This window comes from Enterobacter sp. MG-EB028, assembly GCF_056673305.1.
The window spans coordinates 979903-997791 of the sequence record NZ_CP195079.1; the positions used below are offsets into that span (position 1 = coordinate 979903).

The window sequence follows — 17889 nt, forward strand, 5'->3', positions numbered from 1 at the left end:
AGCACCTCATATCAATAACTTATCGTTCATAACAAGAAAATAATGATGATAGTGAGCGAACCAATATGGAAAAACCGTCACGGTTTCTGGCCAATTCCAGCACCGCGCTTGAGCAGCTGCGCGGGCTAATCAACCAGCATGAGTCAACACCAGGCATTCCGCTGCCCACGGAACGTGAGCTGTCGGAAACACTCGGCGTAGGACGACGCGAAGTGCGTCGCGCGCTGGACGTGCTGGAAGAAGAGGGGCGGATCTGGCGTAAACAGGGGAAAGGCACCTTTATTGGTCCGGCTGCCCCGGTTGAACCGCTGGCCCTTCAGGGATTGGTTCAGCAGACCAATCTGCTGGAAGTGATGGAAGCTCGTATACAGATCGAACCCGGCTTAGCCCGGCTTGCGGCACTGCGTGCCACCAGGGAAAACCTCGCGCTCATGCAGCGCATGCTGGAACGCATCGACAAGGTCAGCCCGGATGACCGCGATCTCAACGAACTGTGGGATAGCGCCTTTCACCGCGCTATTGCCGAGGCGGCGGGTAATCGCCTGATGCTCGGTCTGTTTGATGCCATTGATGCCGTGCGGCGCGAACCCGGCTGGCAGCATCTGCGTGAATTGGCCCGCACGCCCGAACGTGTCGACAGCTACAACGACCACCATCACAAGATCATGTTCGCGATTATCCATCGCCAGCCTAATGAAGCAGCGGCCGCCATGCGCGAACACCTGCTCAGCCTGCAAACCGCCCTGATTCAGGCGATCCATCTTGAGGACGACTTCACGCTATGACGACGATCCCGTTTAAGGACTCCGCGCCTGTACTCCGGCTGAATAATCTCAACGTTAAATTTTCCGGCTCGCCGGTCAGCGTCCTGGACGGCATTTCCCTGACGGTCAAAGCGGGCGAAACGCTGGCGCTGGTGGGCGAGTCCGGCTGCGGAAAAAGTATCACCTCACTGGCGCTGATGGGGCTACTGCCCGCCAGTGCGCAGATCGTCAGCGGCGAGATGCAGTTTCGCCGCCACGACCTGCGCAAGCTCTCGCCGCGGGAGTATGCCGACCTGCGCGGCAGCGAGCTGGCGATGATATTCCAGGAGCCGATGACCTCACTCAATCCGGCGTTTACCCTGGGGGATCAGCTGAGCGAAGCGGTGATGCGGCACCAGAACGTTTCGCGCGCCGAGGCGATGAAGGTCGCGCTGCAGATCCTCGAGAAGGTACAGATCCCGGCGGCGGAGATGCGCCTCAAGGCGTATCCGCACCAGCTTTCCGGCGGCATGCGCCAGCGCGTGATGATTGCGATGGCGCTGATCAACCATCCTAAACTGCTGATTGCCGATGAACCGACCACCGCGCTGGACGTCACCATTCAGGCGCAAATCCTGACCCTGCTGAACACCCTTAAAGAAGAAACTGGCACGGCGGTGCTGATGATCACCCACGATTTGGGCGTGGTGGCGGAAGTCGCCCAGCAGGTGGCGGTGATGTACGCCGGGCAGGTGGTGGAGCAGGGAAGCGTGGAGGCCATCTTTGCCGACCCGCAGCACCCGTACACCATCGGCCTGATGGGCTCGATCCCCTCGCTGGGGGCACGCAAAGGCCAGCTCTCCACCATTCCCGGATCGGTTCCGCTCCCGGAGTCCATGCCGAAAGGCTGTCGTTTCGCGACGCGCTGCCCGTTTGCGCAGTCGCGCTGCCATGATGAAAAACCGCAGCTCACCACGCTCGGCGCGGGCCATCAGGTTGCCTGCTTCCGCGTGCCGCTCGAACACCACATTGCCCTGGGAGAGACCGCATGACCACGCCCATCCTTGAAGCCCGGGACCTCAGCAAGCTTTTCCCCGGCCCGAAAAAACTCTTTTCTCCGGCCCGGTCTGTCACGGCGGTCGATCGCGTTTCGCTTGCCGTGATGCCGGGCGAAACGCTGGCGATTGTCGGCGAGTCCGGCTCCGGGAAATCCACCCTCGGTCGTCTGCTGCTGCGCCTTCTGGCCGCCAGCGAAGGGCGCGTGTTTTATCAGGGGGAGGATATCACCGACGCCTCCGGCGCCCGTTTGAACCAGCTCCGGCGCGAGCTGCAGATTATCTTCCAGGACCCTTTTGCCTCGCTGAACCCGCGCATGACGGTGGAGCAGATCGTCGGCGAGCCGCTGTGGCTGCACCAGAACATGAAGAAAGCGGATCGTCAGTATCGCGTCGCGGAGCTCCTCAAGACCGTTGGCCTGCCTGCCGCCTGGGCCGGGCGCTATCCGCACGAGTTTTCCGGCGGGCAGCGCCAGCGTATCGGCATTGCGCGCGCGCTGGCCTCGGGGCCAAAGCTGCTGCTGGGCGACGAGCCGGTTTCCGCGCTGGATGTGTCGGTGCAGGCGCAGGTGGTCAACCTGCTGGAGAGCCTGAAGCACCAACTGGGGCTGACGATGGTGATTGTCGCCCACGGTCTGGCGGTGATCCGCCACATGAGCGACCGCGTGGCGGTCATGTATCTTGGGCAAATCGTTGAGCTTGCTACCGTTGACGAGATCTTTGACGCACCGCTGCACCCTTACACGCAGGCGCTGATCGCCTCGGCTCCCCAGATGCAGCCCGGCGTGGAACGCGACGCGCCGCTGCTGCAGGGGGATCTGCCGAACCCGGCTAACCCGCCGTCCGGCTGTCGCTTCCACACCCGCTGCCCGTACGTCACCGATGAATGCCGGCAGGTCGAGCCGATTAATCAGGTGCTCGACGGCGGGCGTCAGGTTGCCTGCCACCGCTGGCAGGACATTAATCGCGATCGCAGCGTTATCCAGATCGCACCGCCATCCGCAGCCTTTCTGCGCCGCCGCGCGCTGTTTGAACACGCGGCTACTCACTCCTCCCTTCCTTCAAGGAACTCATGATAATGACAATGCGTAATTCTCTTTTGACCGTACTGGGAAGTGTTATGTTGCTTGGCGCGGCGCTGCCCGCCCATTCTGAAAGTGTGCTGCGGATCGGTCTGGGGGCAGACCCGGACATGCTCGACCCACATCTGGCGCGCACCTACTATGGCCGCTTCGTGTTTGCCTCCCTGTGCGACAGGCTGGTGGACGTCGACGAGCGCCTTAAGGTGGTGCCGGGTCTGGCGAAATCCTGGGCCTGGAGCGAAGACGGAAAAACCCTGACCATGGATCTGCGTGAAGGCGTGACCTTCCACGACGGTGAAAAATTTGATGCCGCCGCCGCGAAATACAACCTCGACCGCGCCCTGACCCTCAAAGGCTCCCTGCGTAAAAGCGAGATCTCTTCCGTGGAGTCGATAGAGGTCACCGGCCCGATGCAGATTGCGCTGCACCTGAAAACCCCTGACGCCGCGCTGCTGATGCAGCTTACCGACCGTGCGGGCGCGATGATGGCACCCGAAGCCGCGAAGAAGCCTGACTTTGCCGCCCATCCGGTCTGTTCCGGCCCGTATAAGTTCGACAGCCGCGTGTCGCAGGACCGCATTGTTCTGACCCGCTTCGACAATTACTGGAATAAAGACGCCTACCACTTCGACAAAATTATCTATCTGCCGATCCCGGACGCCTCCGTGCGCCTCGCGAACCTGCGCGCGGGCGATCTCGATCTGACCGAAGGCATCGCCGCCAGCGACGTTAAAACCGTCGAAGCCGACAGCAAGCTGGCGCTGGCGAAGATAACCGGTCTGGGCTATCAGGGCATCACCTTCAACATCAACAATGGCAAGGTGCCGGCGAACGATCCGTTCAGGGATGCCCGCGTGCGCGAGGCGTTTTCTCAGGCCATCGACCGTGAGGCGTTAAATCAGGTGGTCTTTGAAGGCCTCTACACCCCGGCAAACCAGGCGTTTTCTACGGTGAGCCCGTATCACGTCAACCTGCCGGTGCCACCTCGTGACGTCGAGAAGGCCAAAGCGCTGCTGAAAGCCGCAGGCGTCACCGCGCCGCTGACCGTCAACCTGCTGGTGCCGAACAACCCAACCTCGCAGCAGGTGGGACAGGTGCTGCAGGCGATGGTTGCTGAGGCGGGCTTCACGCTGAACCTGCAGATGACCGAATTCGCCACGCTGCTGGATCGCCAGCAGAGCGGTGACTATCAGCTGAGCTTCTCCGGCTGGTCGGGACGCCCGGACCCGGACGGCAGCATCTACGGCTTTATCCACAGCAAAGGTACCCTGAACGACGGCCGCTACAGCAACGCTCAGGTCGACGAGTGGCTGACCCAGGCGCGTCAGAGCACCGACCAGGCCGCGCGCCAGCCGCTGTACGACAAGGTGGTGAAGCAGCTGCAAACCGACATGCCGATTGCCTACCTCTACTTCGAGCCGCGCATTTTTGGCCTGAACAAAAGCGTGCAGGGCTTTAAGCCGTACCCGGACGGCATCGTGCGTCTGGCCGGTTTGACGCTGGCGAAATAAAGGTCCTGAGGAGAACCCATGCTGGAACTGATTTGCAAACGTCTGCTGCTGGCCGTCCCGACGCTGTTGCTGGTGAGCATGATGGTGTTCGGCCTGCAAAAGCTGCTGCCCGGCGATCCGCTGATCGCCATGGCCGGGGAAGAGCGCGATCCGGCGGTGATCGCCCAGCTGCGCGCGGAGCTGAACCTGGATGCGCCGATCCCTGTGCAGTATTTCCACTGGCTGACGCGGGCGCTGCAGGGCGATCTGGGCGTCTCCTTACGCACGCACGAACCGGTGACTGAGCTTATCGCCAGCAAGCTGCCGGTTACGCTGGAGCTGTCCCTGCTGGCGATGATTATCGCGCTGGTGTTTGGTATTAGCATGGGGATCCTCGCGGCGGTGAATAAAAACAGCTGGGTGGATCACGGGGCGAACTTCGTGGCGATCTCGGGGATCTCGATCCCCCACTTCTGGCTGGGGATCCTGCTGATTCTGGTCTTTTCGGTGAACCTGCAGTGGCTGCCCGCATCCGGCTACGTGCCGTTCAGTGAAGATCCGCTCCAGAACCTGCGCACGCTGCTGTTGCCCGCGTCCGTGCTCGGAACCGGCCTCGCGGCGACGCTGATGCGCCACACCCGCGCGTCGATGATTGCGGTGCTGAAGGCAGATTATATCCGCACCGCCCGGGCCAAGGGGCTGCTGCCGAAAGCGGTGATCCTGAAGCACGCGTTTCGCAACGCGCTGGTACCGGTGATCACCCTCACCACGCTGCTGTTTGGCGAGCTGCTGGGCGGCGCGGTGCTGACCGAGCAGGTCTTCACCATTCCGGGCTTTGGCAAGATGATCGTCGATTCGGTGTTCAACCGTGACTACGCGGTGGTGCAGGGCGTGGTGCTGATCGTGGCGATCGGCTTTCTGCTGCTCAACCTGCTGGCCGACGTGCTCTACGTCCTTATCAACCCGAAAATGCGAGGTTAACGATGGCGGAACTGACGACGCAAACCGTTGCGCCCGCGCTGCCGCGCGCGGAAAACCGGGTGCTGAAGAAATTCCTCGCCAACAAAAGCGCGGTGATTGGCGCGCTTGTGGTGGGCTTCTTTGTGCTGGTGGCGCTGCTGGCTCCGTGGATTGCCCCGTTCGATCCGGTCAAAGCCAACTTCCTGGCGGTGCGTAAAGCGCCGTCGGCGATGTACTGGTTCGGCACCGACGAGCTGGGACGCGACATTTTGTCCCGCATTATCTGGGGGGCTCGCACCTCGCTGATGGCGGGCTGTATGTCGGTGGTTATCGCCGTGGTCATCGGCGTGCCGCTGGGGCTGGTGGCGGGCTACTTCCAGAAGATGTGGGACGGCGTGATATCGCGCTTTATCGAGGCGCTGCTGGCCTGTCCGTTCCTGATCATGGCGATCGCGCTGGGGGCATTTTTGGGCCCAAGCCTGACCAATGCCATGATCGCCATCGGTCTTTCGGCAATGCCGATCTTTGCCCGCCTGACGCGCGGGCAGGTGATCGCCATCCGCAACGAAGAGTACATCGACGGCGCGCGGGCGATTGGCCTGCCGGATCGCTGGATCATCATTAAATACGTTTTGCCAAACGTGATGTCGCCGATCCTGGTGCAGGCCACGCTGGCCATCGCCTCGGCGATTATCGCCGAAGCCAGCCTGTCGTTTTTGGGGCTAGGGCAGCAGCCGCCCAATCCGTCCTGGGGCTCCATGCTCAACACCGCGAAAGGGTTTCTTGAGCAGGCACCGTGGATGTCTGTTTTCCCCGGCGTGGCGATTTTTCTTGCCGTGCAGGGCTTTAATTTACTTGGCGACGGGCTGCGCGATGCGCTCGATCCGCGCCATGACTAAGGAGTCATGATGACCAAAGCGCTTGATTTTACGTCCGGTTACGATTCACGACGCCCACCGATGATGGGCCATAATGCCGTTGCCACGTCGCAGCCGCTGGCGGCGCAGGCGGGAATGAAAATGCTGCAGCTGGGTGGCAACGCCGTCGATGCGGCCATTGCTGCCGCGATGGCGCTGACGGTGGTTGAGCCGACCGGCAACGGGATCGGCAGCGACGCCTTTGCCATCGTCTGGGACGGTGAAAAACTTCACGGCCTGAACGCGTCCGGGCGCTCGCCGGCCAGCTGGCATGCGGATCTGTTTGCCGGCAAAAAGGCGGTACCGGAAATCGGCTGGGACGCGGTGACGGTGCCCGGAGCTGTGTCCGGCTGGGTTGCCCTGGCGGAACGTTTTGGCACGCTGCCGCTGACCACGCTGGCGCAGCCTGCGATTGACTACGCGCGCGACGGTTTCCCGGTCTCACCGCTGATTGGTCATCTCTGGCAGCGTGGCTATAACAAGCTGAAAGATCAGCCGGGCTTTAGCGCCTGCTTTGCGCCGGAAGGCCGCGCTCCGCGCGTGGGAGAGATCTTCCGTAACCCGGCGCAGGCTAATTCGCTGGAGCTGATTGCCAAAACCAACGGCGACGCGTTTTACCGCGGCGAGCTGGCGCAGAGAATTGCCGACTTCGCCCGGGAGCACGGCGCGCACCTGACGGCTGAAGATCTGGCAAACCACCGCGTGGACTGGGTTGACCTGCTATCGCGCGACTTCGCGGGCGGCTCGGTACAGGAGCTGCCGCCAAACGGGCAGGGGATCGCCACGCTGATTGCGCTCGGTATTCTGGAGCAGTGCGGCATTGAGAAGCATCATCCGGACTCCGTGCAGTCCCTTCACCTGTCCATCGAGGCGATGAAGCTGGCGCTGGCGGATCTCGACCGCTACGTGGCGGATGAAGAACACATGGAGTTCGCCGCAAAAGAGCTGCTGAGTGACCATTATCTGAAGTCGCGCGCGGCGCTTATCGACCACGATAAAGCCTCTGATTTTGTCTACGGCTCCCCGACGCAGAGCGGCACGGTCTACATCAGCACCGCCGACGCCAGCGGGATGATGGTTTCGTTTATCCAGTCCAACTTTATGGGCTTTGGATCAGGCATCGTGGTGCCGGACACCGGGATCAGCCTGCAAAACCGGGGCTGTGGATTTGTGCTGGATCCGAATCACCCGAACGCGCTGGCGGGCAGCAAGCGTCCGTTCCACACCATCATTCCGGGCTTTGCGATGGACGGCAGCGGCAAGCCGCTGATGTCCTTCGGCGTGATGGGCGGCCCGATGCAGGCGCAGGGGCACATGCAGATGGCGCTGCGCATTATGCTGCACGGGCAAAACCCGCAGGCGGCCATCGACGCGCCGCGCTGGCGCGTGGTGCAGGGCAGGGAGGTGATCGTCGAATCGACGTTCGATCGCAATACGATTGCGGCGCTGCGCGAGCGCGGGCATCAGATCGTAGTGGAAGATCCGCTCCAGGATTACAACTTCGGCGGAGCGCAGGTGATTTACCGCATGCCGGAAGGGCACTACGTGGCCGCGACGGAAAGCCGCAAAGACGGGCAGGCGTTAGTGAGTTAATGTTTTATCCCCCTAATGCGAGCAGCGAACAATCCCCTCTCCCCTTTGGGGAGAGGGTCAGGGTGAGGGGAAAATTTCACCCAATGCTAAACGGATCCGCATCCTGCCACGCCGGAAACTTCTCCCGATACTCCTTCAGCGCCGTTAACGACAGCTCGGCATCAATGCGCGTCGCCTGATGCGGCTCGGCGGTGGCAATAATCTCGCCCTGCGGATTCACCACCCGGCTGTCGCCGCGGTAGTGATGCCCGTTGCCGTCCGTTCCCACGCGGTTACAGCCCACCACGTACGCCTGGTTCTCAATCGCGCGGGCCACCAGCAGCGCCTGCCAGTGCAGCGAGCGCGGCGCGGGCCAGTTGGCGACGTACAGCGCCAGGTCGTAATCGTTGCGGTTGCGCGACCACACCGGGAAGCGCAGGTCGTAGCAGACCAGCGGCAGGATGCGCCAGCCGCGCCACTCGAACACCACGCGTTCGTTACCGGCTTCATAGTGATGATGTTCATCGGCCATGCGGAACAGGTGGCGTTTATCGTAAAAATGCACTTTTCCTTCCGGCTCCACCAGCAGGAAGCGGTTCACCGGTCCGCGCTCCGTCTGCAGGGCGGCGCTACCGGCGATCAGCGCGTTGGTCTGCTGCGCTTTGGCATGCATCCAGGCGACCACCTCTTCCTGCGGCATCGACTGTTTAGCCGCTTCCATCGCGAAGCCGGTGGTAAACATCTCCGGCAGGACAATCACATCTCGCCCGGTAATTTCTTCCAGTTGACGATCAAAGTGGCGCAGGTTGGCAGGGCCATCCATCCACACTAAAGGCTGCTGCAAAATCGAAATCTTCAAACCAGGCACGATACAGACTCCTCAAACGACCCCTTTTTGACACTGTAGCACGTCATTACGAGAAAATGTGGCAATAAAAAACCCCGCACCGGGCGGGGTTTGTCAGAGCGAAGCGGGTTATGCCGCTTCAGGTTTGCGGTGCTTCTCCGGCAGCTTTACCGGCTGCGTCGCCAGCTCTTCCGGTTCGAAATCATCCACGTTAATACTGCGCAGACGGCTCTCTTCGGCTTTCACCAGCAGCGCAGCTTCGTCGTTATTGATAATGCCACCGGCCAGCGCCTGTTTCGCCAGTTCGTCCAGACGGGTAAACGGCAGGTTTTTACCCAGCTGTTTACAAATTTTCTGGTGAATCGGATCGGCGGCCATCACGTCCAGCAGCGCCTCTTCCAGCAGGCCCACCGGGTTATGCGGCGTTGGCGCCAGATACTGACCGCGGCCGATACGGGAGCGGGTTGCGCTCGGAACCTGCAGGATCTTCGCCACCTTGTGGTCCAGTTTGTCCGACGGCGCCAGATGATGGCGACCGGTCGGGAAGATCACCGCGCGCAGGGCGCCCGCCACGAAGCGGTTCGGGAAGTTGGCCAGCAGGTCGTCAATCGCCTGTTCCGCCTGATACATTGCATCTTGTACGCCCCAATGCACCAGCGGCAGATCCGCTTCCTGACGGCCTTCGTCGTCGTAGCGCTTCAGGACCGCAGAGGCCAGGAAGATCTGGCTCAGCACATCACCCAGACGGGCAGAGATACGTTCGCGACGCTTCAGGCTACCGCCCAGCACCGCCATAGAGACGTCAGACAGCAGAGCCAGGTTGGCGCTCAGTCGGTTCAGATGCTGGTAGTAACGTTTGGTCGCATCCCCGGTTGGCGTTGCGCTGGTCAGGCCGCGCGTCAGGCCGAGCCAGAAGCTGCGCACCTTGTTGCTGCCCACGTGACCGATATGTTTGAACAGCAGCTTGTCGAAGGCATCCACGTCGTTGTTCTGCGCGGCGGCCATCTCTTCCAGCACGTATGGATGGCAGCGAATCGCCCCCTGGCCGAAGATCATCATGCTGCGGGTCAGGATGTTTGCCCCTTCCACGGTGATAGCAATCGGTGCGCCCTGATAGCCACGCGCCAGGAAGTTGCCTTCGCCGAGCATAATGCCTTTACCGCCTGCGATATCCATCGCGTCAATAATCGACTGCTGCGCGCGGTGGGTACAGTGGTACTTCACAATCGCGGACAGCACGGCCGGTTTTTCGCCCAGCATAATGCCGTAGGTAATCAGGGATGCAGCGGCGTCCATCACGTAGGCGTTGCCTGCGATACGCGCCAGCGGCTCTTCGATACCTTCCATCTTGCCGATGGAGATTTTGAACTGACGGCGAATGTGGGCGTACGCGCCAATCCCCATTGCCACCGACTTCAGACCGCCGGTTGAGTTCGACGGCAGGGTGATCCCGCGGCCCACCGACAGACATTCAACCAGCATGCGCCAGCCCTGACCGGCCATTTTCGGGCCGCCGATGATGTAGTCAATCGGCACGAAGATATCCTGACCGCGGGTCGGACCGTTCTGGAACGGCACGTTCAGCGGGAAGTGACGACGACCAATTTCAACGCCCGGAGTAGAGGTTGGGATCAGCGCACAGGTAATGCCCAGATCTTCTTCTCCGCCCAGCAGTTTTTCCGGGTCGGAGAGCTTAAACGCCAGGCCGAGCACCGTGGCGATAGGCGCCAGGGTGATATAACGTTTGTTCCAGGTCAGGCGCATGCCCAGTACCTGCTGGCCCTGCCATTCGCCCATGCACACTACGCCGGTATCCGGGATTGCGCCTGCATCGGAGCCCGCTTCCGGGCTGGTCAGCGCGAAGCAAGGGATTTCCTGACCGCGCGCCAGGCGCGGCAGGTAGTGATCTTTCTGCTCTTCCGTACCGTAGTGCTGCAGCAGCTCGCCCGGCCCTAAGGAGTTCGGCACGCCGACGGTAATCGCCAGGATCCCGGAGACGCCCGCCAGCTTTTGCAGGACGCGAGCCTGAGCGTAAGCGGAGAATTCCAGACCGCCGTACTCTTTCTTAATGATCATCGCGAAGAAGCGATGCTCTTTCAGGTACGCCCACAGCTCCGGCGGCAGGTCGGCCATCTCGTGGGTGATAGCGAAGTCGTTTGCCATGCGGCACGCTTCTTCCACCGGGCCGTCGATAAAGGCCTGCTCTTCGGCGGTCAGACGCGGCTGTGGATAGTTGTGCAGCTTTTTCCAGTCCGGGTTGCCCTGGAACAGATCGCCTTCCCACCAGGTGGTACCGGCGTCAATCGCTTCTTTCTCCGTGCGCGACATCGGCGGCATCACTTTACGGAAGCCCTTGAACACCGGCGCGGAGATCATCGACTTGCGCATCGGGGCCAGGTTAAACGGCAGAAGAATGATGGCAAGAGGGACTAAAATCCAGATATTCCAGAGGCCTGCGACGCCAAGCGCAGCCGTCCAGGCCAGAAGAATCAGGCTGCTCAGGAATAAACTGACGCGGTGATAGAACAACACACCGAGCAGTACAACGGTTGCGAGAATGCTCAAAATCATCATAAAGAAAAGCTCCCTTGCTTGTAGGAGGTCTGACCACTTGTGATGATATGGTTGTAGTTGATGTGAATTCCTTTAGCAATGTGTTTACAAAATAATTACAACCTGGTTCACATTGTTCGTGTTTTCGCCGGCACAAAAAATCAAAACGCCGGACGATTCGCATGGCTTTAGCTTCTCGCTTTTCCCGCTATCCGGTACACTCCCCTATGTTATTTCATCAATACTGAAGGATTATCCTCATGTACCAGGATCTTATTCGTAACGAACTGAACGAAGCGGCGGAAACGCTGGCGAACTTTCTGAAAGATGATGCCAATATTCACGCTATTCAGCGCGCAGCGGTCCTGCTGGCCGACAGCTTCAAAGCCGGTGGCAAAGTACTCTCCTGCGGTAACGGCGGTTCCCACTGTGACGCCATGCACTTCGCCGAAGAGCTGACCGGACGCTATCGCGAAAACCGTCCGGGCTACCCGGCGATTGCGATTTCCGACGTGAGCCACATCTCCTGCGTAGGCAACGACTTCGGTTACGACCACATCTTTTCCCGCTACGTTGAGGCAGTAGGCCGTGAAGGCGACGTGCTGCTGGGTATCTCTACCTCCGGTAACTCCGCGAACGTGATCAAAGCGATCGCCGCCGCGCGTGAAAAAGGGATGAAGGTCATCACCCTGACCGGTAAAGATGGCGGTAAGATGGACGGTACGGCGGATATCGAAATTCGCGTTCCGCACTTCGGCTATGCAGACCGCGTTCAGGAAATTCACATCAAAGTGATCCACATCCTGATCCAGTTGATCGAAAAAGAGATGGTTAAGTAAGGCTTCGCTGGGGGGCACCAGCGCCCCCCGCAGTTGTGGAGTGGAGGTAATCTATGTGCGAACTGCTCGGGATGAGCGCCAATGTGCCAACCGATATCTGCTTTAGTTTCACCGGGCTGGTTCAGCGCGGTGGAGGAACCGGGCCGCACAAAGACGGCTGGGGCATCACCTTCTACGAAGGCAAAGGGTGTCGCACGTTCAAAGATCCGCAGCCCAGCTTTAACTCACCGATTGCCAAACTGGTGCAGGATTACCCCATTAAATCCTGTTCGGTGATCGCGCATATTCGTCAGGCAAACCGCGGCGAAGTGGCACTGGAAAATACCCATCCCTTTACCCGTGAGCTGTGGGGCCGTAACTGGACCTACGCGCACAACGGGCAGCTTACGGGCTATAAGTCGCTGGAGACGGGGAACTTCCGACCGGTTGGCGAAACGGACAGTGAAAAGGCCTTCTGCTGGCTGCTGCATAAGCTGACGGAACGTTATCCGCGTACGCCCGGCAACATGGCCGCCGTATTCAAATACATCGCGACGCTGGCCGCTGAACTGCGAGAAAAAGGCGTGTTTAACATGCTGCTGTCTGACGGGCGCTACGTGATGGCGTTCTGCTCGACGAATCTCTTCTGGATCACGCGCCGCGCGCCGTTTGGCGTCGCTACGCTGCTCGATCAGGATGTGGAGATAGATTTTCAGAAAGAGACCACACCCAACGATGTGGTCACAGTCATTGCAACGCAGCCGCTGACGGGCAACGAAACCTGGCAAAAGATTATGCCAGGCGAGTGGGTGCTATTTTGTCTCGGGGACCGTGTAATTTGACGCCAGCTGTGGATGGACAACTTCGTGGCTCAGCGGTTTGCTGACCACGTAACGGCCATCGACGATAGAGACCACTGGTGGTTTGTGGGTCTGCTCAAAGTAGTCATAACCTGGCTTCAGCTGTTTCCAGAAATCGGCGTAGTAAGAGTACTTATGGCGCGCCATGTTGGCATCCGTCATGCGGAACGGGTAGATGCTGACCTGAACGTTAGGCTGCCCAAAGACCAGTGCGCCGGTCACGAACTGGAAAATCTCATCAATGCCGGAATCGGTCATCGCGTAGCAGCCGACAGACACGCAGGCACCGTGGATCATCAGGTATTTCCCTTCATAACCGTGAGCACGGTCATAGGCGTTCGGGAAACCGATGTTGATCGCTTTATAGAAGCGGCTATCCGGCTTTAACTGGTTGCGCTGAACGTTGTAAAACCCTTCCGGACTCTTGAAATCGCCCTGACGCTGTTTCGGGCCCAGCCCGCCGGAATAGTTACAAATCTTGTAGCTATCAAGCAGCTGATACGTCTCGCCCATTTTTACAAACAGATCGAGCGTGCGCTCTTCCTTGAAGATTTGAATATAAACCGGGGATCCCATTAACTGCTGTTTATATTCTTTGCTGATCGGCGTCGTGGAGCTGTTGCTGCTGAGCAGCCCGGCAAACGACATGCACGGAATCAGAAGCATCGCAATGAACAATGCGATTTTACGCATACTACTAGTTCCTTGATAAAACCATGACCAACTTGCCAGGACGGCAAAAGAGACCCGAAATCAGATTATTCTGTTAGGAGCGCTCACATTAGCACCGCTATAGATTTTCGCAAGAGCCGGGCGGTGAGTTTACAAATTAGTTTTACTTTATAAACCATCAAATACCCGCTGGCTCCAGGAACTTTGCGTAATAGCTCGCATTTTGGCGCGCCCGACGGCGGATTACCTGCCCGTCAGAAGGGGAAAATGTTACACTTCGCGCCCACTGGATTGTTGTTTATGGAAACCTGCTAACCACATGTTTAAAATAAAAAAAGGACTTAATCTGCCGATTGCAGGCGTGCCTGAGCAGCACGTCTCGTCTGGCGTAAGCGTCCGTCATGTCGCAATTTTAGGTGACGATTATCTGGGAATGCGTCCTTCAATGCTGGTGCAGGAGGGCGATCGCGTGCTCAAAGGGCAGGCGCTCTTTGAGGACAAAAAAAATCCCGGCGTCATGTTCACGGCCCCCGCCAGCGGCACCGTTGTGGCGATCAACCGCGGCGAGCGTCGCGTGTTGCAGTCGGTGGTTATCCGCATCGAAGGCGATGAACAGCGTGAGTTTGCTCGTTATGATGCGGCAGACCTCGCGACGCTTAGCCGCGAAGATGTGCAGGCTCAGCTGCTCGCGTCCGGCCTGTGGACGGCGCTGCGTACGCGTCCTTTCAGCAAATCGCCCGTTCCTGATACCGCCCCGGCCGCTATTTTCGTTACGGCCATCGACACCAACCCGCTCAGCGCGGATCCGCAGCCCATTATTCTGGCGCAGCGTAAAGCCTTTGATGCCGGGCTGACCGTTCTGACTCGCCTGACGCCCGGAAAAGTGCACGTTTGCCAGGCCGGGGGCGGCAAGCTTGGCGGCCATCCTCAGGGGCAGGTCACGTTTAATGAATTTTCCGGTCCGCATCCGGCGGGGCTGGTCGGGACCCATATCCACTTCCTTGAGCCGGTGAGCCTGAAGAAACAGGTCTGGCACCTTAATTATCAGGACGTCATTGCCATCGGTAAGCTCTTTACCACGGGTGAACTCTGCGCTGAACGGATCGTCGCTATCGGCGGGCCTCAGGCCGCCAACCCGCGTCTGGTTAAAACGCTTCTGGGAGCAGACATTAATGAACTGCTTGCGGGGGAAACGAAAGAGGGTGAAAACCGCCTGATTTCCGGTTCGGTACTCAGCGGCCGCCGCGCTGTAAATGCGTACGCGTACCTGGGACGTTTCCATCTTCAGGTGAGCGTAGTTATGGAAGGGCGCGAGAAAGAGCTGTTCGGCTGGGTTCTGCCAGGTGCAGAAAAATACTCCGTCACCCGCACCACGCTGGGCCACTTCCTGCGGCACAAGCTGTTTAACTTCTCTACCAGCACGAACGGCGGCGAGCGCGCGATGGTCCCGATTGGCAACTACGAACGTGTAATGCCGCTGGATATTCTACCCACCGTGCTGCTGCGCGATCTCCTGGCCGGCGACACCGACGGCGCGCAGGCGCTCGGTTGTCTTGAACTGGATGAAGAAGATCTGGCGCTCTGTACCTATGTGTGTCCAGGTAAATACGAATATGGACCCGTATTGCGCGAGGTGTTAACCCGCATTGAGCAGGAAGGATAACCATGGGATTAAAACACCTCTTCGAAAAAATTGAGCCGCACTTTACCGAAGGGAAGCTCAAAAAGTACTACCCGCTGTATGAAGCAACGACGACCATTTTCTACACCCCGGGTCTGGTAACGAAAGGGGCAGCGCACGTTCGCGATGCCATCGATCTGAAACGCATGATGATCCTGGTGTGGTTTGCGGTCTTCCCGGCCATGTTCTGGGGCATGTACAACGTCGGCCTGCAGACCATTCCGGCGCTGCACCATATGTACGACGCCCAGCAGCTGGCGCAGGTGATCCAGTCCGACTGGCACTATCGTCTGGCCCAGTCGCTGGGGGTAAGCTTTGCTGCAGACGCGGGCTGGCTGAGTATGATGACGCTGGGCGCGGTCTTCTTCCTGCCGATCTACATGACCGTCTTTATCGTGGGCGGCTTCTGGGAAGTGCTGTTCGCCATCATCCGTAAACACGAGATCAACGAAGGTTTCTTTGTTACCTCCATTCTGTTTGCCCTGATTGTTCCGCCTACGCTGCCGCTCTGGCAGGCGGCAATGGGAATCAGCTTTGGCGTGGTGATTGCCAAGGAGATCTTCGGCGGGACCGGACGGAACTTCCTCAACCCGGCGCTGGCGGGGCGTGCGTTCTTGTTCTTTGCTTACCCGGCGCAGATTTCGGGCGACCTGGTATGGACGGCGGCGGACGGTTTCTCCGGCGCGACGCCGCTTTCTCAGTGGGCGGCAGGCGGCGGTGAAACGCTGGTCAACAATGCTACCGGCCAGCCTGTGACCTGGTTCGACGCGTTTATTGGCAACATTCCGGGCTCCATTGGTGAAGTGTCTACCCTGATGATTTTGATCGGCGGGGCCATCATCCTCTTTGGCCGCGTGGCGTCCTGGCGCATCGTCGCGGGCGTCATGCTCGGCATGGTGCTTACCGCCACGCTGTTCAATCTCATTGGTTCAAACACGAACCCGATGTTCTCCATGCCGTGGTACTGGCACCTCGTGCTGGGAGGCTTTGCGTTTGGCATGATGTTCATGGCCACCGATCCCGTCTCGGCCTCCTTTACCGACAGAGGTAAATGGTGTTACGGGGCGCTCATTGGCGTGATGTGTGTACTGATTCGCGTGGTCAACCCGGCCTATCCGGAAGGGATGATGTTGGCCATTCTGTTTGCCAACCTGTTTGCGCCGCTGTTCGACTACCTGGTCGTGCGCGCCAACATTAAGCGGAGGAAGGCGCGTGGCTGAGGTTAAAAATAACGACAGCATCAGCAAAACGCTGCTGGTGGTTTTGGTACTGTGTCTGGTTTGTTCCATCGTGGTTGCCGGTTCTGCCGTAGGGTTGAAACCGCTGCAGCAGGAACAGCGCGCGCTGGATAAACAGCGCAACATCCTGGCCGTAGCCGGGCTGATGCAGAAAGGCATGACGAAGGACGACGTCGCGGCCGTGTTTGCTGAACGTATTACCGCAAGGTTGGTGGATTTAAAAACCGGCGAGCTGATGGATAAAGACCCGGCGAAATACAACCAGGCGCTGGCGCTGAAAGATCCGCAGATGAGCACCGCGCTTGACGCCTCGCAGGATCCGGCAGGTATTAAGCGCCGCAGCAACATCGCGGAGATTTACCTGGTGCGTGACGAGCAAAAGCGTGTGCAGGAAGTGGTTTTGCCCATCTACGGCAACGGCTTGTGGTCAATGATGTACGCCTTTGTGGCACTGGATACCGATGGCCGCACGGTCAAAGGCATCACCTATTACGATCAGGGCGAAACGCCGGGGTTGGGGGGGGAAGTTGAGAACCCTAACTGGCGTGCGCAGTTTGTCGGTAAAAAAGTCCTCGACGACAGCGGCCAGCCTGCGCTGAAGGTGGTGAAAGGAGGCGCGCGTCCCGGTGATGAATTCGCCGTTGACGGCCTTTCCGGCGCCACGCTCACCTCTAACGGGGTACAGCACAGTTTTGATTTCTGGATGGGTGAACTGGGCTTTGGTCCCTTCCTGAAAAATGTACGTGAAGGAGCGCTGAACAATGGCTGATACGGGTGAACTGAAAGAAGTTAAAAAAGTGCTGATTGGCCCACTTTTAGCCAATAACCCGATAACTCTGCAGGTGCTGGGCGTCTGTTCTGCCCTGGCGGTGACCACCAAACTGGAAACGGCGGTGGTGATGACGCTGGCGGTAACGCTGGTAACGGCGTTCTCCAGCATGTTTATCTCGATGATTCGCCACCACATCCCCAACAGCGTGAGGATCATCGTGCAGATGGCGATCATCGCCTCGCTGGTGATCGTGGTTGATCAGCTGCTGCGCGCTTTCGCCTACGAAACGTCGAAGCAGCTTTCGGTGTTTGTCGGCCTGATTATCACCAACTGCATCGTGATGGGGCGCGCTGAAGCCTACGCCATGAAAATGCCGCCGCTGGCGAGCTTTATGGACGGTATTGGCAACGGCCTGGGTTACGGCGTAATCCTGCTGACGGTCGGTTTCCTGCGCGAGCTTATTGGCAGCGGCAAGCTGTTTGGCGTTCAGGTACTGGATACGGTACAGAACGGCGGCTGGTATCTGCCGAACGGCCTGTTCCTGCTGGCCCCAAGCGCATTTTTCATTATCGGTTTGCTGATCTGGCTGATTCGTACGTTGAAGCCTGAACAGCAGGAAAAGGAGTAAC

General features: G+C 59.2%; 16 protein-coding genes. 13 read left to right on the plus strand and 3 right to left on the minus strand.

Features of this window, described 5'->3' with window-relative positions; translation table 11 throughout:
* Positions 1-65 precede the first annotated feature (65 nt).
* The 7 genes from ACR42C_RS04505 to ACR42C_RS04535 are packed head-to-tail and all read left to right on the plus strand — an operon-like array spanning position 66 to position 7840.
* Positions 66-785: a FadR/GntR family transcriptional regulator gene (locus tag ACR42C_RS04505; protein WP_395313712.1), complete on the plus strand. Its 720-nt coding sequence runs from the start codon at positions 66-68 to the stop codon at positions 783-785.
* Positions 782-1795 carry an ABC transporter ATP-binding protein gene (locus ACR42C_RS04510; RefSeq protein WP_116341739.1) on the plus strand — a complete coding sequence of 338 codons (1014 nt, stop codon included), beginning with the start codon at positions 782-784 and terminating at the stop codon, positions 1793-1795. The genes ACR42C_RS04505 and ACR42C_RS04510 overlap by 4 nt, the downstream gene beginning before the upstream one ends.
* A complete protein-coding gene (locus ACR42C_RS04515) occupies positions 1792-2874 on the plus strand; it encodes an ABC transporter ATP-binding protein (protein WP_233003107.1) in 1083 nt (360 codons plus the stop codon). Before ACR42C_RS04510 ends, ACR42C_RS04515 begins: the two co-directional genes overlap by 4 nt.
* A gap of 2 nt (positions 2875-2876) precedes the next feature.
* Positions 2877-4391: an ABC transporter substrate-binding protein gene (locus ACR42C_RS04520; protein WP_479984816.1), complete on the plus strand. Its 1515-nt coding sequence runs from the start codon at positions 2877-2879 to the stop codon at positions 4389-4391.
* Between the two features lie 18 nt (positions 4392-4409).
* The gene (locus ACR42C_RS04525; protein ID WP_028012068.1) at positions 4410-5351 is read left to right on the plus strand and encodes an ABC transporter permease; all 942 of its coding nucleotides are present in this window, start codon (positions 4410-4412) and stop codon (positions 5349-5351) included.
* A 2-nt stretch (positions 5352-5353) separates the two neighbouring features.
* Positions 5354-6229: an ABC transporter permease gene (locus ACR42C_RS04530; RefSeq protein WP_116341735.1), complete on the plus strand. Its 876-nt coding sequence runs from the start codon at positions 5354-5356 to the stop codon at positions 6227-6229.
* Between the two features lie 9 nt (positions 6230-6238).
* On the plus strand, positions 6239-7840 hold the full coding sequence (locus tag ACR42C_RS04535) for a gamma-glutamyltransferase family protein (RefSeq protein WP_479985180.1): 1602 nt from the start codon (positions 6239-6241) through the stop codon (positions 7838-7840).
* Between the two features lie 76 nt (positions 7841-7916).
* Here the strand turns inward: ACR42C_RS04535 and ACR42C_RS04540 are convergent, their stop codons facing one another.
* Positions 7917-8687, minus strand: a complete 771-nt coding sequence (locus ACR42C_RS04540; protein WP_041911141.1) for an amidohydrolase — start codon at positions 8685-8687, stop codon at positions 7917-7919.
* A gap of 108 nt (positions 8688-8795) precedes the next feature.
* The gene (fadE, locus tag ACR42C_RS04545; protein ID WP_048957586.1) at positions 8796-11240 is read right to left on the minus strand and encodes an acyl-CoA dehydrogenase FadE; all 2445 of its coding nucleotides are present in this window, start codon (positions 11238-11240) and stop codon (positions 8796-8798) included.
* 239 nt (positions 11241-11479) lie between these two features.
* On the opposite strand from fadE, the gene lpcA reads away from it, so the two are divergent.
* Together lpcA and ACR42C_RS04555 are read left to right on the plus strand one after the other, a co-directional pair.
* Positions 11480-12058 (plus strand): D-sedoheptulose 7-phosphate isomerase, encoded by a 579-nt coding sequence (gene lpcA / locus ACR42C_RS04550; RefSeq protein WP_003863232.1) that lies wholly within the window; start codon positions 11480-11482, stop codon positions 12056-12058.
* Between the two features lie 53 nt (positions 12059-12111).
* Positions 12112-12879 carry a class II glutamine amidotransferase gene (locus ACR42C_RS04555; RefSeq protein WP_028012073.1) on the plus strand — a complete coding sequence of 256 codons (768 nt, stop codon included), beginning with the start codon at positions 12112-12114 and terminating at the stop codon, positions 12877-12879.
* Here the strand turns inward: ACR42C_RS04555 and dpaA are convergent.
* Positions 12850-13590, minus strand: coding sequence for a peptidoglycan meso-diaminopimelic acid protein amidase (gene dpaA, locus ACR42C_RS04560; RefSeq protein ID WP_041911140.1), 741 nt, complete (start codon positions 13588-13590; stop codon positions 12850-12852). The two genes, ACR42C_RS04555 and dpaA, sit on opposite strands and share 30 nt — an antisense overlap.
* A gap of 298 nt (positions 13591-13888) precedes the next feature.
* On the opposite strand from dpaA, the gene ACR42C_RS04565 reads away from it, so the two are divergent.
* From ACR42C_RS04565 to ACR42C_RS04580, 4 genes are read left to right on the plus strand one after another with little or no spacing between them, the layout of a single operon-like run.
* Positions 13889-15232, plus strand: a complete 1344-nt coding sequence (locus ACR42C_RS04565) for a Na(+)-translocating NADH-quinone reductase subunit A (RefSeq protein ID WP_316380311.1) — start codon at positions 13889-13891, stop codon at positions 15230-15232.
* 2 nt (positions 15233-15234) lie between these two features.
* On the plus strand, positions 15235-16470 hold the full coding sequence (locus ACR42C_RS04570; RefSeq protein ID WP_116341729.1) for an NADH:ubiquinone reductase (Na(+)-transporting) subunit B: 1236 nt from the start codon (positions 15235-15237) through the stop codon (positions 16468-16470).
* A complete protein-coding gene (locus tag ACR42C_RS04575) occupies positions 16463-17257 on the plus strand; it encodes a Na(+)-translocating NADH-quinone reductase subunit C (protein WP_316380312.1) in 795 nt (264 codons plus the stop codon). Before ACR42C_RS04570 ends, ACR42C_RS04575 begins: the two co-directional genes overlap by 8 nt.
* Entirely contained in the window at positions 17250-17888 is a 639-nt protein-coding gene (locus ACR42C_RS04580) for an NADH:ubiquinone reductase (Na(+)-transporting) subunit D (protein ID WP_028012078.1), read from the plus strand. Before ACR42C_RS04575 ends, ACR42C_RS04580 begins: the two co-directional genes overlap by 8 nt.
* Position 17889 lies beyond the last annotated feature (1 nt).

Excerpts from the sequence above, each read along its gene's own strand:
- dpaA (WP_041911140.1), bottom strand. The coding sequence starts at position 13,590 with ATGCGTAAAATCGCATTGTTCATTGCGATGCTTCTGATTCCGTGCATG.
- fadE (WP_048957586.1), bottom strand. The coding sequence starts at position 11,240 with ATGATGATTTTGAGCATTCTCGCAACCGTTGTACTGCTCGGTGTGTTG.
- ACR42C_RS04505 (WP_395313712.1), top strand. The coding sequence starts at position 66 with ATGGAAAAACCGTCACGGTTTCTGGCCAATTCCAGCACCGCGCTTGAG.
- ACR42C_RS04570 (WP_116341729.1), top strand. The coding sequence starts at position 15,235 with ATGGGATTAAAACACCTCTTCGAAAAAATTGAGCCGCACTTTACCGAA.
- ACR42C_RS04510 (WP_116341739.1), top strand. The coding sequence starts at position 782 with ATGACGACGATCCCGTTTAAGGACTCCGCGCCTGTACTCCGGCTGAAT.
- ACR42C_RS04535 (WP_479985180.1), top strand. The coding sequence starts at position 6,239 with ATGACCAAAGCGCTTGATTTTACGTCCGGTTACGATTCACGACGCCCA.
- ACR42C_RS04580 (WP_028012078.1), top strand. The coding sequence starts at position 17,250 with ATGGCTGATACGGGTGAACTGAAAGAAGTTAAAAAAGTGCTGATTGGC.
- ACR42C_RS04530 (WP_116341735.1), top strand. The coding sequence starts at position 5,354 with ATGGCGGAACTGACGACGCAAACCGTTGCGCCCGCGCTGCCGCGCGCG.
- ACR42C_RS04515 (WP_233003107.1), top strand. The coding sequence starts at position 1,792 with ATGACCACGCCCATCCTTGAAGCCCGGGACCTCAGCAAGCTTTTCCCC.
- ACR42C_RS04520 (WP_479984816.1), top strand. The coding sequence starts at position 2,877 with ATGACAATGCGTAATTCTCTTTTGACCGTACTGGGAAGTGTTATGTTG.
- ACR42C_RS04565 (WP_316380311.1), top strand. The coding sequence starts at position 13,889 with ATGTTTAAAATAAAAAAAGGACTTAATCTGCCGATTGCAGGCGTGCCT.
- ACR42C_RS04525 (WP_028012068.1), top strand. The coding sequence starts at position 4,410 with ATGCTGGAACTGATTTGCAAACGTCTGCTGCTGGCCGTCCCGACGCTG.
- ACR42C_RS04555 (WP_028012073.1), top strand. The coding sequence starts at position 12,112 with ATGTGCGAACTGCTCGGGATGAGCGCCAATGTGCCAACCGATATCTGC.
- lpcA (WP_003863232.1), top strand. The coding sequence starts at position 11,480 with ATGTACCAGGATCTTATTCGTAACGAACTGAACGAAGCGGCGGAAACG.